Raw genomic sequence first — 14,259 nt, 5'->3', positions numbered from 1 at the left:
CATGCCTTTGCATCACACCCCCAGGAACCGGTCCGCAATTTCCGGCGACAGCTCCGCGATCCGGCCCTCCCAGGCGTTGCTGCCCTTGTTCAAGATCACCGCCCGGTCAGCGATGGCCGACAGCTCCTTCAGCGATTTGTCCACCACCAGGATCGACAGGCCCGCCTCGCGTTTCAGCCGGGCAATCGCGGCCCAGATTTCCTGCCGCACCACAGGCGCCAAGCCTTCGGTCGCCTCGTCCAGGATCAGAAGCCGCGGATTGGTCATCAGGGCGCGCCCAATCGTCAGCATCTGCTGCTCGCCGCCCGACAGCGATCCGGCGGCCTGGGTCCGGCGTTCCTCCAGCCGCGGAAACAACTCTGCCACCTTGGCCATGTCCCAGGGGCCTGAGCGGGCGGCGGCGGTCAGGTTTTCCTCCACCGTCAGCGGCGCAAAGCACCGCCGGCCTTCCGGCACCAGTCCAACTCCTAAACGGGCGATTTTGTGCGACGGCAGCTGGCGCAGGTCGTGGCCGTCGAACCGCAGCTCCCCCTCGGAGGCCGCCAGCATCCCGCAGATCGTCTTGATGGTGGTGGATTTGCCCATGCCGTTGCGGCCCATCAGTGCCACCACCTCGCCCTCGGCAATATCAAGATCGACGCCGAACAGCGCTTGCGCTGGTCCGTATGACGCCTCAACACTTTGTAAAGACAGCAGGCTCATGCGGCGTCCTCCTCTCCCAGATAGGCGCGGCGCACCTCGGCGTTGGCGCGGATCTCATCCGCGGTGCCGGTGGCAATGATCTGGCCGTAGACCAGCACGCTGATCCGGTCCGCCAGGGCAAAAACCGCATCCATGTCATGCTCCACCAGCAGGATCGGCGCCTCTTGCCGCAACCCATCAAGGAACCCGGTCAGCGCCTTGGACCCGGCGGTGCCGAGGCCTGCCATCGGCTCATCCATCAGGAATAGCTTAGGTTTCAGCGTCAGCGCCACCGCCACTTCCAGCTGGCGTCTTTGGCCGTGCGAAAGATCCGCGGTGCGGCGGTTGGCATCCTGCATCAGTCCAACCCGCTCCAGCGCGTCGCGCGCCCGCTCCAGCAGTTCCGCGTCCTTCATCACGTTGCGGAAGAAATGGAACACACGGCCCCGCCCGCCAAGCGCGCCCAGCACCGCGTTCTGCAGCACAGTGTATTCCATCGCCAGTGCGGAAATCTGGAACGTCCGCCCCAGCCCCATCCGGGCCCGTGCCACCGTGTCCTGCGCGGTCACATCCCGCCCCAGAAGCTCGACCGTGCCGCTGTCGGGCGCCAGGTTGCCCGCGATCTGCTTGATCAGGGTCGATTTGCCCGCGCCATTGGGCCCGATCAGCGCGTGGATTTCACCGGACCGCAAATCCAGCGAGACGTCGCGGCTTGCCTGCAATGCGCCAAAACTCTTGTTCAGGGCTTGTGTTTTCAAGACGACATCAGCCATGCGCCTTCTCCCGTCCCGCAATCGCCCCGATCAGCCCGCCGCGTGCAAACAGCACGATCAAGAGCAGCAGCACGCCCAGGAAGATCTGCCAGTAATCGCTTATGTCGCCCAGCAGATGCTCCAGCATGATGTACAAAGCAGCACCCGCAACCGGCCCGTAAAGCCGCCCCACCCCGCCCAGGATCACAAAGATCATGATCTCGCCACTGGTGTGCCAGCTGAGCATGGTCGGGCTGACAAAGCGGTTGAGGTCCGCAAACAGCGCCCCCGCCAGCCCGGTGATGGCGCCGGATATTACAAAGGCCGTCAGCCGCAGGGTAAACGGCGTAAGGCCCACCGCCTGCACCCGGTCCTCATTCTGCCGCGCCGCCGCCAGTGCCAGCCCGAAGGGTGAGCGCGCCAGCCGCGCCGCGAAAACCAGCGCCAGGCAGAGGATGACATAGGCAATGGCAAAGAATTGGATCGGATCCAGCGTGTTGAGGCCGGGGAATTCATTCCGCACCCAGATCGACAGCCCGTCCTCGCCGCCATAAGCGCTCCAGCTGATCGCGAAGTAATACAGCATCTGCCCGAACGCCAAGGTGATCATGATGAAATAGACGCCGGAAGTGCGTAAGCTCAGCGCGCCGATTACCAGCGCCGCAAGCGCGCTGAAAACAACTGCCACCAGCCAGATCAGCGGCATCTGGTTGCTGCCCTCAAACAGGAACGGCCATTCGAACAGCGGCTCATAGTTCTGGGCATGGGCGGCCAGGATGCCCATGGCATAGCCGCCGATCCCGAAAAACGCCGCATGGCCAAGGCTGATCAGCCCGCCAAGGCCGAGGGCGATGTTCAGCCCCACCCCGGCCAGCGCCAGAATCGCCGCCTTGGTCGCCAGCGTGATGATAAAGGGCTCGTCCAGGCTCCAGGCCGCCAGCGGCACGATCAGCAGCGCCGCAATCATCGCCCAGTTGAGAAGGCTTTCACGGGTCAGCATCATGCGCTCCCTCCATACAGGCCAGAGGGGCGCACCAAGAGGATTGCCGCCATCAGAATGTAGATCAGCATCGAGGCCAGCGACGCCCCGGCAGAGGCCGCGCTGGCCGGGTCCATGAAGACTGCAAACAGCTGCGGCAGGAACACACCGCCCAGCGTGTCGGTTATCCCCACCAGAAGCGCCCCGGCCAAAGCACCCTTGATGGAGCCGATGCCGCCGATGACGATCACCACAAAGGCCAGGATCAGCACCGGCTCGCCCATGCCGACCTGCACCGACTGGATCGCGCCCACCAGCGCGCCTGCCAGCCCGGCCAGCGCCGCGCCCAGGGCAAATACCAGCGTGTAGAGCTTGGAAATATCAACGCCAAGCGCGGCAATCATCTCCCGGTCGGCCTCGCCCGCCCGGATCTGAATACCGATGCGCGTGCGTGCAATCAGTAGGAACAGCCCGGCAGCGATGGCCAAGCCAATCAGGATGATCGTCAGCCGGTACAGCGGGTACTGAATGCCCCCCGGCAGGCTGACCGGCCCCGACAGGTAGGACGGCACGTCCAGGAACAGCGGGAAGGAGCCGAACAGCCAGCGGGTGCCTTCGGAAAAGATCAGGATCAGCGCAAAGGTTGCCAGCACCTGGTCCAGATGGTCGCGCCGGTACAGCCGCCGGATCACGACCAGCTCCATCAGCGCGCCCGCGGCGGCAGCGGCGCCTAGGCTTGCGATCAGCGCCAGCAGGAAGGATCCGGTCCAGCCCGCCACCGCCGCGGCGGCAAAGGCGCCAACCATATAGAGCGAGCCGTGGGCCAAGTTAATCAGCCCCATCACCCCAAACACCAGCGTCAGGCCAGCCGCCATCAGGAACAGCATGATGCCAAGCTGCAGCCCGTTCAGGATCTGCTCCAGAACTAGAATATACGTCATTTGATTTTCCGAAGGGGAAGTCTTGCCGTGTGCGGGGGCACCTCAGGCGCCCCCGTCCGAGTCAGGTCTTACATCTTGCACTCGCCGGCATAGGCGTCGGCGTGGTCGCTCAGCCCAGTGGCGATGATCTTGTTGGTAAAGACATCGCCTTCCTTGATCACCTCACGCACATAAATGTCCTGCACCGGATGGTGATTGTCGCCGAACTTGAAATCGCCGCGGACCGAGTCGAATTCAGCCGCCTTCAGCGCCGCCCGGAAGGCATCCGCGTCCGAAGCCTCCGCCTTGTCCAGCGCGCTCAGGATCAGGTTGGCGGTGTCGAACCCCTGGCTTGCATACAGCGACGGCAGGCGGCCGTACTTCTGCTGAAAGGACGCGACAAATTCGGCGTTAGCCTCATTTTCAATGTCCTTGTTCCACTGCGAGGTGTTCTTCACCCCCAGCGCGGCGTCACCCACCGCCTGCAGGATGCCCTGATCGAATGAGAACGCCGGTCCGACCACCGGCAGGTCCACACCGCTGCCCGCATATTGCTTGAGGAAGGAAATCCCCATGCCACCGGGCAGGAAGAAATAGACCGAGTCGGCGCCGGACGCGCGGATCTGCGCGATTTCGGCGGCATAGTCAGTCTGGCCCAGCTTGGTGTAGATCTCACCGGCCAGTTCGCCGCCGTACATCCGTTTGTAGCCCGTCAGCGCGTCCTTGCCCGCCGGGTAGTTGGGCGCCAGGATAAAGCTGTTCTTCAGCCCCGCCTCATTGGCATAGGCGCCCGCGGCCTCGTGCAGGTTGTCGTTCTGCCAGGCGACGTTGAAGTAATTCGGATGGCAGCGCTTGCCCGCCAGCGCCGAGGGGCCGGCGTTCGGAGACAGATAGAATACGTTCTGCGCGGTTGCCGCAGGCACCACCGCCATCGCCAGGTTCGACCAGATAATTCCGGTCATGATGTCCACCTTCTCGGACTGGATCATCCGGTCGGCGATCTGCACCGCCACGTCGGGCTTGCGTTGATCGTCCTCGATCACCACTTCGACACCCTCGCGGCCGTCCTGTTCGATCGCCAGCATGAAGCCGTCGCGCACATCCACGCCCAGCCCCGCGCCGCCGCCGGACAAGGTGGTGATCATACCGATCTTGGTATCCGCCTGGGCTGCAACAGCCAGCGCCGGAATCGCAGCCGCCATTGCAAGCATCCGAATGGTCTTCATTACGTCTTTCCTCCCAGAATGTGACCGGCCCTTGGGGCCTGGGTTCTTGATCAAATGCTTGCGACTTTAACGCCGCCCCGGCAGAAGCCAAGACCTGCCGCAGCCGGCACCGTTTCGGCTGGTCTTGCGCCAGCCCTCGGGATCAGCCTACGCAGGCTAGTATATATATTTCAAGCATAAAATATATAGGGCAATATTGTTGCCCGAATTGCTGCAACTGCATGGCAATGGCCCTGCAACCGATGCGAGGGGCCAACCCCTCGCGCTCCCCGGGGTATTGGTCACCAGAAAGAAGCAGCAGGTTTTCAGGCTGGAAAGCCTAGTCCGAAACAGTCCGCCAAGTGATCAATCAAGGCGCGGATCCGGGCCGTCAGATGGCGGCTGGACGGGTAGACAGCATAAAGCGTCGCCGGGTCAGTTTCCTGTTGTTCGAAAAGCACTTGCAGCCTGCTGTCGCGCAGAAACGGCAGCGCGGTGTAATGCGGGCAGCGGGCAATGCCCAGACCGCTGGCAGCCATATGCGCCACCGCCCGGGGAGAGTTGGCGCGGAAGCTGCCGCCGACGGTGACGGTCCGTTGCGCCGCGCCCTTGCCAAAGACCCAGGCGTCGGGCTGCGGCGAGGTCATCTGCAGCAGGCAATTGTGAGTGGCCAGCGCCTCCGGCTCGGCCGGTTCGCCGTGCGTGGCCAGATAACCGGGCGCGGCCACCACCACCAGCCGCATGTCGCAGAGCTTGCGCGCCACCAGCGTCGAATCCTTCAGGGCGCCGAAGCGCACCGCCAGATCCACACCCTCCTCCAGCATCGGCAAGTGGCGGTCGGACAGCACCAGCTCGACCGACACCTTGGGATGCGCCTGCTGGAACGGCTGCAGTGCCTCCACCAGCTCACGGCTGCCGAAACCAGTAGGCGCGGTGATGCGGATGGGGCCTGCCAGCTCCTGCTGGCGCAACTGCACCACGTCCTCCAGCTCGTCGAACTGGTCCAAGAGCCGCAGGCAGCGCTCCAGATAGGCGCGGCCGGTATCGGTCAGCGTCACCTTGCGGGTGGTGCGGTTCAAGAGCTGCGCCCCCAGCTGCTCCTCCAGCCGAGCGACATATTTGCTGGCCAGCTTGGTGCTGATCCCCAGCTGCCGCGCACCGGAAGTAAAGGAGCTTTGCGCCGCCACGGCAGCAAAGGCGCGCATGCAGTCCAGCTTGTCCATCCCAGAGCCTCCAGCATCAATTGTGAACGAAACATACATAATATTTCCATAACTTGGAATATTATCGCCATCCGCAACGCGGCGTATCTTCCGGGTGTCTTCTCAAACCAGCGGCCGATGCCGCAGCAAAGGACCCCAGACATGGCACATCAGATCCGCATCCACAGCTTCCCCCTCTCCGGCCACGCCCACCGGGTGGAACTGTTTGCCAGCCTCACCGGCATCGCCCATGAGGTGGTGAACGTTGATCTCGCCGGTGGCGAGCACAAACGGCCGCCTTTCCTGGCGTTGAACCCGGCAGGCCAGGTGCCGGTGATCGAGGACGGCGGCACCGTCATCAGCGATTCCAACGCGATCCTGGTCTACCTCGCCCGCAAATACGCGCCGGCGTGGCTGCCCTCCGATCCGGTGCAAGAGGCCGAGGTGCAGAAGTTCCTGACCCTTGCGGCGGGCGAAATAGCCTTCGGCCCGGCGGCGGCGCGGCTGATCAACGTCTTCAATGCGCCGCTGGATGCAGAGTTCTGCGCCACCGTCGCGGCCCGCGTGCTGGGCAAGATCGACGCCCATATGGAGGGCCGCCGCTTCCTGGTCGGCGACGCGCCCACAATCGCGGACGTAGCGGTCTATTCCTATATCGCCCACGCGCCGGAGGGTGGCATTTCGCTGGATCCCTACCCCAATGTCCGTGCCTTGCTGGCCAACATTGAAGCTTTGAAAGGCTTCAAGCCTATGCCTGCCACCAAGGCCGGCCTCGCAGCCTGATCCCGCTGGCGGCGGTCCACCGGGCCGCCGCAGCATTTCTCCAGCCATAGGAGGTTCCCATGCCCCATGACGCAGACAGCCCCTCGCCTTTCCACGCGGGCGAACAGGAAATGCAGCGCCGCGCGGGCAAGCGCGACATGGCAGAAACCCTGGGCCGCCGGATGATCCGCCCCTTCATGCCCGACGAGCACCGGGAGTTCTTCGCCCAGCTGCCGTTCCTGGCCGCCGGTGCCGTGGACGCGGACGGCTGGCCCTGGGCCAGCTTGCTCAGCGGTGCGCCCGGATTTGCCGTCTCGCCCGACCCGGAACACCTGCAAGTAACGCTGAACGGAACTGCGGGGGATCCGGTCCACGCTGCCATCCGCGAGGACGCTCCACTGGGGCTGTTGGGGATTGAGCTGCACAGCCGCCGCCGCAACCGGCTGAACGGGCGGATCATTTCAGCAGGCCAGGAAGGTTTCACCCTGCGGGTGGACCAGTCCTTTGGCAATTGCCCGCAGTATATTCAGGAGCGCGATCTGATCCCCGCCGGTGACTTGCCTCCCGCGCCCCCGCAGGCCTTTACCGGACTGACGCAGGAGCACAGCGCGCGGATCGCACAGGCCGACACCTTCTTTGTCGCCAGCCACATCCCCGCCGCCGCAAACCCGGAACGCGAGGGCGTGGATGTCTCCCACCGCGGCGGGCGGCCCGGCTTTGTCCGGGTGGACCGCAACACCCTCACCATCCCGGATTTCCGCGGCAACAACCATTTCAACACGCTGGGGAATTTCCTGCTGAACCCGCGCGCAGGCTTGGTCTTTCCGGATTTTGCGACCGGCAGCCTGCTGCTGCTGACCGGCACGGTAGAGCTGCTGGCGGAAGACCACCCGGACGTGACCGCCTTTGAACGGGCACAGCGCGGCTGGCGCTTCACCTTGCACAAAGGTCAGTGGCTGGAAGCCGCCCTGCCCTGGCGTGCCAGACCGGGCAGTTTTGCGCCGCAAACCCTGCGCACAGGCACCTGGACAGAAGCCAAAGCCCGCACCGCTGTACCGGGTGACTAACACGGCTTATGCACTGCCCCTAAGTTTTTTCTGGACAAGACTGTCCAGGATCGCCGATGAATTGGACAGAAATGTCCAAAGGGTGGATTTGGGGAGACTTCCCCAAAGCCCCGAGGCAGCTGACAGGGAGCAAGGCCATGAAGTCGCACTATCGTGCTGTTGTCATCGGGGGCGGCGTTGTCGGCGCCTCCGTCCTCTATCACCTGGCGAAATTCGGCTGGTCCGATGTCTGCCTGATCGAACGCTCGGTACTGACAGCGGGTTCCAGCTGGCACGCGGCCGGGGGCTTTCACGCATTGAACGCAGACCCCAACATCGCCAGCTTGCAGGCCTATACCATCGACCTCCTGTCCGAGATCGAACAGGAATCCGGCCAATCCGTCGGCATGCATATGACCGGCGGCATGACGCTGGCAGGCACCCCGGACCGCTGGGAATGGCTGCAGTCGGCCTACCGCACCTTCCAGTCCATCGGAATCGACGATTGCCGCCTGATTTCCCCGCAAGAAGCTGGCGAGCTGTGTCCGATCATGTCCACCGAGGGCATCCTCGGCGGCATGTGGGCCGACCGCGAGGGTTATGTCGACACCACCGGCACCGTCCACGCCTATGCCGGCGCCGCCAAGAAACGCGGCGCCGAGGTGATCGAGCACAACCGGGTACTGGAACTGCACCAGGTGGAGGGCGGCTGGCAGGTGGTGACCGAAAAGGGTACCATCCACGCTGAACATGTGGTCAACGCCGCCGGCCTCTGGGCCAAGCAGGTGGGCCGCATGGCGGGGATCGAGCTGCCGGTCTCACCGCTCAACCACCACTATCTGATTTCCGACACCATCCCGGAGCTGGAACAGCTCGACTTCGAGGTTCCGATGACCGTCGACCTCGAAGGTTTCACCTACATGCGCCAGGATCAGAAGGGCATCCTGCTGGGCATCTACGAGATCGACCATGAGCACTGGATGATGGACGGAGCTCCTTGGGAATACGGGTTCGAGCTGCAGCAGGAAGACCCGGACCGGATCGAGCGTGAACTGACCCTCGGTTTCGAACGCTACCCGGCGCTGCAAACCACCGGCGTCAAGACTTGGGTCAACGGTGCTTTCACTTTTGCCCCCGATGGCAACCCGCTGGTCGGCCCGGTGCGCGGCAAGCCTGGATACTGGTGCGCCTGCGGTGTGATGGCCGGTTTCCTGCAGGGCGGCGGCGTCGGCAAGTCGCTGGCCGAATGGATGATCCACGGCGAGCCGGAGGCGGATGTCTTTGGAATGGATGTGGCGCGTTTCGGCGACTACGCCCAGAACAAGCGCTTCATCAAGGAAACCACCGGCCAGTTCTACACCCGCCGCTTCGTGATGACCTACCCGAACGAGCAGCTGCCTGCAGGCCGTCCGCTGAAGAAGGCGCCGGCCTATGACGGCATGAGTGCCGCAGGCTGCCGCTGGGGCGCCAGCTACGGGCTGGAGATCCCGCTCTATTTTGCCCCGTCGGACGACTTCACCGAAACCCCGACCCTGAAACGCTCCAACGCCTTTGATATCGTCGCGGACGAATGCAAGGCTGTGCGCGAGTCAGTGGGCCTGCTGGATATTTCCGCCTTCTCCCGGTTCGAGATCACGGGCGCCGGCGCCGAGGCCTGGCTTGACCGCATCATGGCCTCGAAACTGCCAAAACCGGGCCGTGCCAAACTGGCGCCGATGCTGTCACCCGAAGGCCGGCTCAAGGGCGACCTCACGGTCTTTAACTGGGGGGACGGCAGCTGGTGGCTCATGGGCAGCTACTACCTGCGCGAATGGCACATGCGCTGGTTCCAGGACCACATGGATGAGGACGTCGAAGTCCGTGACGTGACCGATGCCGTAACCGGCTTCAGCCTCTCCGGCCCGAACAGCCGCAAGGTGCTGGAAAAGCTGACGGACGGCCCCATCGCAGACCTGCCCTTCATGGGCTGCGGCACCTTCGACATCGGCATGCTACGCCTCAAGGTGGGCCGCCTCTCGGTTGCGGGTGAGCTGGGCTTTGAACTCCATTGCTCGGCCGCCGAGCACATCACGCTGCGCGAAACCCTGCTGGAGGCCGGTTCGGACCTCGGCATCCGCGAAACAGGCTTCAACACGCTGCTGAGCCTGCGGCTGGAGAAAAGCTTCGGCATCTGGAGCGCCGAATTCACCCAAGGGTATACAGCGGCGCAAACCGGCATGGACCGCTGGATCGACTGGGATAAGGACTTCATTGGCCGCGCCGCCGCATTGAAGGAACGCGATGCGGGCGGCCCGGCGCAGGTTGTTGTAACCTTGGAAGTGGACGCAACAGACGCCGACGCCAGCGGCTACGAACCCGTCTGGCAGGGCGAAACCCGCGTCGGCTTTGTCACCTCCGGCGGCTATGGCCACACCACGGGCAAATCGCTGGCGATGGCGATGGTGGACCGGGCGGCAGCTGTGGAAGGCACGGACCTGAGCCTGCATATCGTGGGTCAGAAACGCCCCGCCCGCGTCATTGCCCCCTCACCCTATGATCCCTCCGGCAAAGCGATGAGAGGCTAAGGCTATGACGATCGAGAACACCAGCGCCGCCCGCGGACGCAGGCGGCGGGGGCGCGGAGGCGACGCCGCCCCTGCCCCTCAGCGCAACGTGAACTACCGCCAGCTGAAAAACCCCTTCCCGCTGATGGAGGTCTTCCCGGCGCATCAGATCGCGGACATGCATGAAACCGCGCTGAAAATGCTGGAAGAGCTGGGCATGAAAGTACTGCTGCCCGAAGCACGCCGGATCTATGCCAAGGGCGGCGCCCGTGTCGATGAAGACAGCGAAATGGTCTACATCGGCCGTGACATGGTGGAGGCGGCGCTGGCCACCGCCCCCCGCTCGATCACCTGCCGGGCAGGTGCCCGGCACCGCGATATCACCTTGGAGCTGGGCAGCCTTGTCTTTCAGGCCGGCGCCGGCGCACCCAATGCCACCGATCTGGAACGGGGCCGCCGCCCCGGCTCGGCCCAGGATTACCTGGAATACCTCAAGCTCACCCACCACTTCGACGTCTTCCACATGATCTCCCCCCAGGTGGAGCCGCAGGACGTCCCCACCCATCTGCGCCATTACTTCACGACTGAGGCCCAGATGACCCAAACGGACAAGTTCCCCTTCATCTTCTCGCGCGGGACGCCGCAGGTGATGGACTGCTTTGAGATGATCCGCGATTTCCGCGGGGTCTCCGACGCAGAGTTCCAGGCCGCACCGCATTGCTACACCATCATCAACACCAACAGCCCGCGCACCCTGGACATCCCGATGGCGCAAGGGCTGATCGATTTTGCCCGCCACGGCCAGGCCTCGATCATCACTCCCTTCACCCTGATGGGCGCAATGGCACCGATTACCGTTGCGGGCGCCATCACCCTCAGCCATGCCGAAGTGCTGGCGGCGCTGACCCTCACCCAGCTCACCAGGCCCGGCGCGCCGGTTTGCTACGGCACCTTCACCTCCAACGTCGACATGAAATCCGGCGCCCCTGCCTTTGGCACACCTGCGCATTTCCAGGCTTCGCTGGCAGCTGGCCAACTGGCCCGTTTCCTTGGCCTGCCCTGGCGCTCGGCGGCCGGCTCCGCGTCCAACAGCAACGACGTGCAGGCGGCCAATGAAAACCAGATGGGTCTTTGGGGCTGCCTGATGGCCGGGGCAACGGTGGTCATTCACTCCGCCGGCTGGCTGGAAGGCGGATTGTCAGTGTCCTATGAGAAACTGATCACCGACGCCGAAGTGCTGAACATGATTGCCGAGCTTTGCGCGGGCCCCCAGGCCGGACCTGACGAGATCGGCTATGAAACCGCCCTGAAGGAAGTCGAGCCCAGCGGCCATTTCTTTGCCTCCAGCCAAACCATGGCGCGCTATAACACCGAGTTCTACGAGCCGGTGGTGCATGACTATGCCAATTTCGGCACCTGGACCGAACGCGGGGGCCTGGATGCAAACCAGCGCGCCACACAGGTCTGGAAGGACATCCTCGCCCATGATAACCGCCCCGCAACCGACGAAACCCGCGTTGAAGCGCTGCAAAGCTTCATCGCCAAACGCACCGCAGAGGGCGGCGCCCCGCCGGAGAGCTGACATGGCCAAACGCGCCGCCCCCTTGCTGCACCGGGACAATCCCGACAAGGAACCTCTCAGCGGCCATGTAAAGGTCACGCCGGAAGACTGGCTGAACGTGGCCCGCGACCTTCTGGTCAGCGAAGGGGTGGCCGGGGTCAAGGTGCTGGCGATCGGCGAACGGCTCGGGGTCTCGCGCTCCAGCTTCTACTGGTACTTCAAAAGCCGCAAACACCTGCTGGAGGCGCTGCTGGACGACTGGGAGGCGCGCAACACCGCGCCCATCCTCGACCACTGCGACCTGCCCGCCGCCAACATAAGCTGGGCAGTCTGCAATTTCTTCCGCTGTTTTGTCGACCCGGACCTGTTCGACGCCAGCCTCGACTTCGCGGTCCGCGAATGGTCGCGCCGCGACGGCAAAGTGCGCAACCGGATCGACGCGGCGGATGCGCAGCGCCTCGCCGCGGTGACGGCGATGTTCGAACGCCACGGCTATTCCGCCTATGAGGCAGAGGCCCGCGCCCGGATCCTCTATTTCATGCAATGCGGCTATCACGCGCTGGAAGTGCGCGAGCCGATGCAAGCCCGCACCGCCCGGCTGGAGGGTTACCTGCTGGGCTTCACCGGGGTTGAGCCCGACCCGGAGACCGTGGCCGCCGCCCGGATCTTTGCCGAAGGCAAAATGCCCGCCTGAACCCTTCCCGATTGCGGGGGCGGCAGGCTGCGGCACGAGAATGGCCCGGCACAGAGGCAAACACGCCGGGGCGGTCTATTGAAAGATCTCTTCCAGCCACGCCTCAAACAGCTGTTTGGCGGCCTCATGCTCAGCCGGAGCGGCCACCCCCAGCAGGTAATGGGCTTGATCGACCGGTACCGGGCCGCCGGCAATTTCAACCCGCTTGCCGGTTTCGATTGCCGTCTGCGCAAAGCGTTCCAGAACCACCGCATAACCGCCCCCGGCGGCCACGATTTCCAGTGCAGCCACGGTGGTATCCACCGCATACCGTGCCGTTTCGCGGGGCGGGGTCAGGCCATGCGCGTTCAAGTAGCGCAGCAGCATGTCCTCAAACCCCAGAATCTGCACCAGCGGCCCCTGCCGCAACTGCTCCGGGCTCAGCCAGCCGCCGCCCGCCGCCCGGACCGGCACCAGGCGCTCGCTGGAGATCTTGCGGGTCGCCACACCGTCCCAGCCGCCGGTGCCGAACCGCAGTTCCACATCGACATTCTCAGGCACCTCCGACTTGGCCCAGATATTGGACACGAGCCGCACCGAAATGCCCGGGTGCCGCGACGCGAACTCCGGCAGCCGCTGCGCCAGCCACAACCCGGCGGTGGACATCTGCACCCGCACCGTCAGCATCTGCTCTGCCCCGGCCCCAAACAGGCTGGCAGTGGAAAACGCCATATCCCCCAAAGCCTGGCGCAGCGAATAAGCATAGGCTTTGCCCATTTCCGTCAGCGTTAGCCTGCGTGCCGCCCGATTGAACAGCTTACAGCCCAGCTCTGCCTCCAGTGAGCGCACATGCAGGCTGACCGCGGTCTGGGTCAGACCCAGTTCCTGCGCTGCCTCGGTGAAACTCAGATGCTGAGCCGCACTTTCAAAGGAGCGCAGCCAGGCCAGATTGGGGAGTTTCCGCATTTATCACCAAATTTTCTTTGTGATTTTGCTTCGTATTACTCGTTTTACTTTGCGCATACCACACTCTTATCTCTTTGCATGAACGATCGCTGCGGCAGGGAGGCCGCTGAGCCATGAAACGCATCTACACATTTGGCGGCTTTCCGGCGTTGCGCAATCTGACTGTCGCCGAAATTGCGGCCGGCAAAGGCAAGCGCAAATTCGTCCAGACCACCGCCACCAACCGGATCGAGGCCGCCGCGGCAGAGGCCGCTGGCATCGACCATCTGTCCATCGTCGACCACGACATTGCCGAAGTCCGCGCAGGCGCCCCCAATACCTTTACCACCGCCGCGCTGATGGCCAGCGACTATGCCTGCCACGACGAAATCCTGCGCGCAGGCATAAATGCGGCCGCCGCAGGGGCGGACGCCGTTTATACCCTGCGCAGTTTCAAAGCGGTGGAGAAACTTGCGGATGAGGGTCTGGCCGTGCAGGGCCACCTTGGCCTGGTGCCGCGGCTGTCAACCCGGATCGGCGGCCTGCGCGCCTATGGCCGCACCGCCGAAGAGGCGATGAAACTGGCCGAGGACCTGCGCCGCCTGGAAGACGCCGGCGCCTACGCGGTGGAACTGGAATGCGTTGCGGACGAGGCCATCGCCGAGATCAGCCCCCGCACCGGGCTGATCACCCATTCGATCGGCTCCGGCGGGGCCGCAGATGTGATCTTCCTGTTTCAAGAGGACGCCTGCGGCGACACCCCGAACCCGCCGCGCCATGCCAAGGCCTTTGCGGATATGGCCAGCCTCCGCAGCCGGCTGGAGGCTGAGCGGCTGAAGGGCCTGCAAGCCTACCGCGCCGCGGTACTGGACGGCTCTTATCCCGATGCCGCAACCAGCATCGCGATGAACCCTGGTGAACACGAAAAACTGCGCGAGGCGCTGGACAAGCGCACACCCTTCCACCGCTGACCCCGCAGCGCCTTCAGAA

The 14,259-nt window shown here is 64.1% G+C and carries 13 protein-coding genes; 6 read left to right on the top strand and 7 right to left on the bottom strand.

Going from position 1 to position 14,259, the window contains the following annotated elements:
• Nucleotides 1-12: 12 nt before the first annotated feature.
• The 6 genes from ACXAEK_RS00765 to ACXAEK_RS00740 all read right to left on the bottom strand — a co-directional run bounded on the left by ACXAEK_RS00765 (nucleotide 13) and on the right by ACXAEK_RS00740 (nucleotide 5,760).
• A complete protein-coding gene (locus tag ACXAEK_RS00765; protein ID WP_475039174.1) occupies nucleotides 13-702 on the bottom strand; it encodes an ABC transporter ATP-binding protein in 690 nt (229 codons plus the stop codon).
• The gene (locus ACXAEK_RS00760) at nucleotides 699-1,454 is read right to left on the bottom strand and encodes an ABC transporter ATP-binding protein (protein ID WP_475039173.1); all 756 of its coding nucleotides are present in this window, start codon (nucleotides 1,452-1,454) and stop codon (nucleotides 699-701) included. Before ACXAEK_RS00760 ends, ACXAEK_RS00765 begins: the two co-directional genes overlap by 4 nt.
• Nucleotides 1,447-2,436 carry a branched-chain amino acid ABC transporter permease gene (locus tag ACXAEK_RS00755; protein WP_475039171.1) on the bottom strand — a complete coding sequence of 330 codons (990 nt, stop codon included), beginning with the start codon at nucleotides 2,434-2,436 and terminating at the stop codon, nucleotides 1,447-1,449. The genes ACXAEK_RS00760 and ACXAEK_RS00755 overlap by 8 nt, the downstream gene beginning before the upstream one ends.
• A complete protein-coding gene (locus ACXAEK_RS00750; protein WP_475039170.1) occupies nucleotides 2,433-3,353 on the bottom strand; it encodes a branched-chain amino acid ABC transporter permease in 921 nt (306 codons plus the stop codon). The genes ACXAEK_RS00755 and ACXAEK_RS00750 overlap by 4 nt, the downstream gene beginning before the upstream one ends.
• Nucleotides 3,354-3,421: 68 nt before the next feature.
• A complete protein-coding gene (locus ACXAEK_RS00745; protein ID WP_475039168.1) occupies nucleotides 3,422-4,558 on the bottom strand; it encodes an ABC transporter substrate-binding protein in 1,137 nt (378 codons plus the stop codon).
• 305 nt (nucleotides 4,559-4,863) lie between these two features.
• Entirely contained in the window at nucleotides 4,864-5,760 is an 897-nt protein-coding gene (locus tag ACXAEK_RS00740; protein ID WP_475039166.1) for a LysR family transcriptional regulator, read from the bottom strand.
• 141 nt (nucleotides 5,761-5,901) lie between these two features.
• Here ACXAEK_RS00740 and ACXAEK_RS00735 point away from each other — a divergent pair, with 141 nt between their 5' ends.
• From ACXAEK_RS00735 to ACXAEK_RS00715, 5 genes are all read left to right on the top strand, one after another.
• Nucleotides 5,902-6,522, top strand: coding sequence for a glutathione S-transferase family protein (locus ACXAEK_RS00735; RefSeq protein ID WP_475039164.1), 621 nt, complete (start codon nucleotides 5,902-5,904; stop codon nucleotides 6,520-6,522).
• Between the two features lie 59 nt (nucleotides 6,523-6,581).
• Complete coding sequence (locus ACXAEK_RS00730; RefSeq protein WP_475039163.1) at nucleotides 6,582-7,568, top strand: pyridoxamine 5'-phosphate oxidase family protein; 987 nt, start codon at nucleotides 6,582-6,584, stop codon at nucleotides 7,566-7,568.
• 137 nt (nucleotides 7,569-7,705) lie between these two features.
• Nucleotides 7,706-10,111 carry a GcvT family protein gene (locus tag ACXAEK_RS00725; protein WP_475039161.1) on the top strand — a complete coding sequence of 802 codons (2,406 nt, stop codon included), beginning with the start codon at nucleotides 7,706-7,708 and terminating at the stop codon, nucleotides 10,109-10,111.
• A gap of 4 nt (nucleotides 10,112-10,115) precedes the next feature.
• Nucleotides 10,116-11,672 carry a trimethylamine methyltransferase family protein gene (locus ACXAEK_RS00720; protein WP_475039159.1) on the top strand — a complete coding sequence of 519 codons (1,557 nt, stop codon included), beginning with the start codon at nucleotides 10,116-10,118 and terminating at the stop codon, nucleotides 11,670-11,672.
• Nucleotide 11,673: 1 nt separating this feature from the next.
• Nucleotides 11,674-12,345 carry a TetR/AcrR family transcriptional regulator gene (locus ACXAEK_RS00715; RefSeq protein WP_475039157.1) on the top strand — a complete coding sequence of 224 codons (672 nt, stop codon included), beginning with the start codon at nucleotides 11,674-11,676 and terminating at the stop codon, nucleotides 12,343-12,345.
• 75 nt (nucleotides 12,346-12,420) lie between these two features.
• On the opposite strand, the gene ACXAEK_RS00710 is transcribed toward ACXAEK_RS00715, so the two are convergent.
• Nucleotides 12,421-13,290, bottom strand: a complete 870-nt coding sequence (locus tag ACXAEK_RS00710) for a LysR family transcriptional regulator (RefSeq protein WP_475039155.1) — start codon at nucleotides 13,288-13,290, stop codon at nucleotides 12,421-12,423.
• A gap of 113 nt (nucleotides 13,291-13,403) precedes the next feature.
• On the opposite strand from ACXAEK_RS00710, the gene ACXAEK_RS00705 reads away from it, so the two are divergent.
• Nucleotides 13,404-14,240: a 3-methyl-2-oxobutanoate hydroxymethyltransferase gene (locus tag ACXAEK_RS00705; protein WP_475039153.1), complete on the top strand. Its 837-nt coding sequence runs from the start codon at nucleotides 13,404-13,406 to the stop codon at nucleotides 14,238-14,240.
• Nucleotides 14,241-14,259 lie beyond the last annotated feature (19 nt).

The organism is Leisingera sp. ABM4_101 (assembly GCF_056158725.1).
Note: the sequence above shows the minus strand (reverse complement) of the source record. Positions and strands in the feature narration are given on the sequence as shown.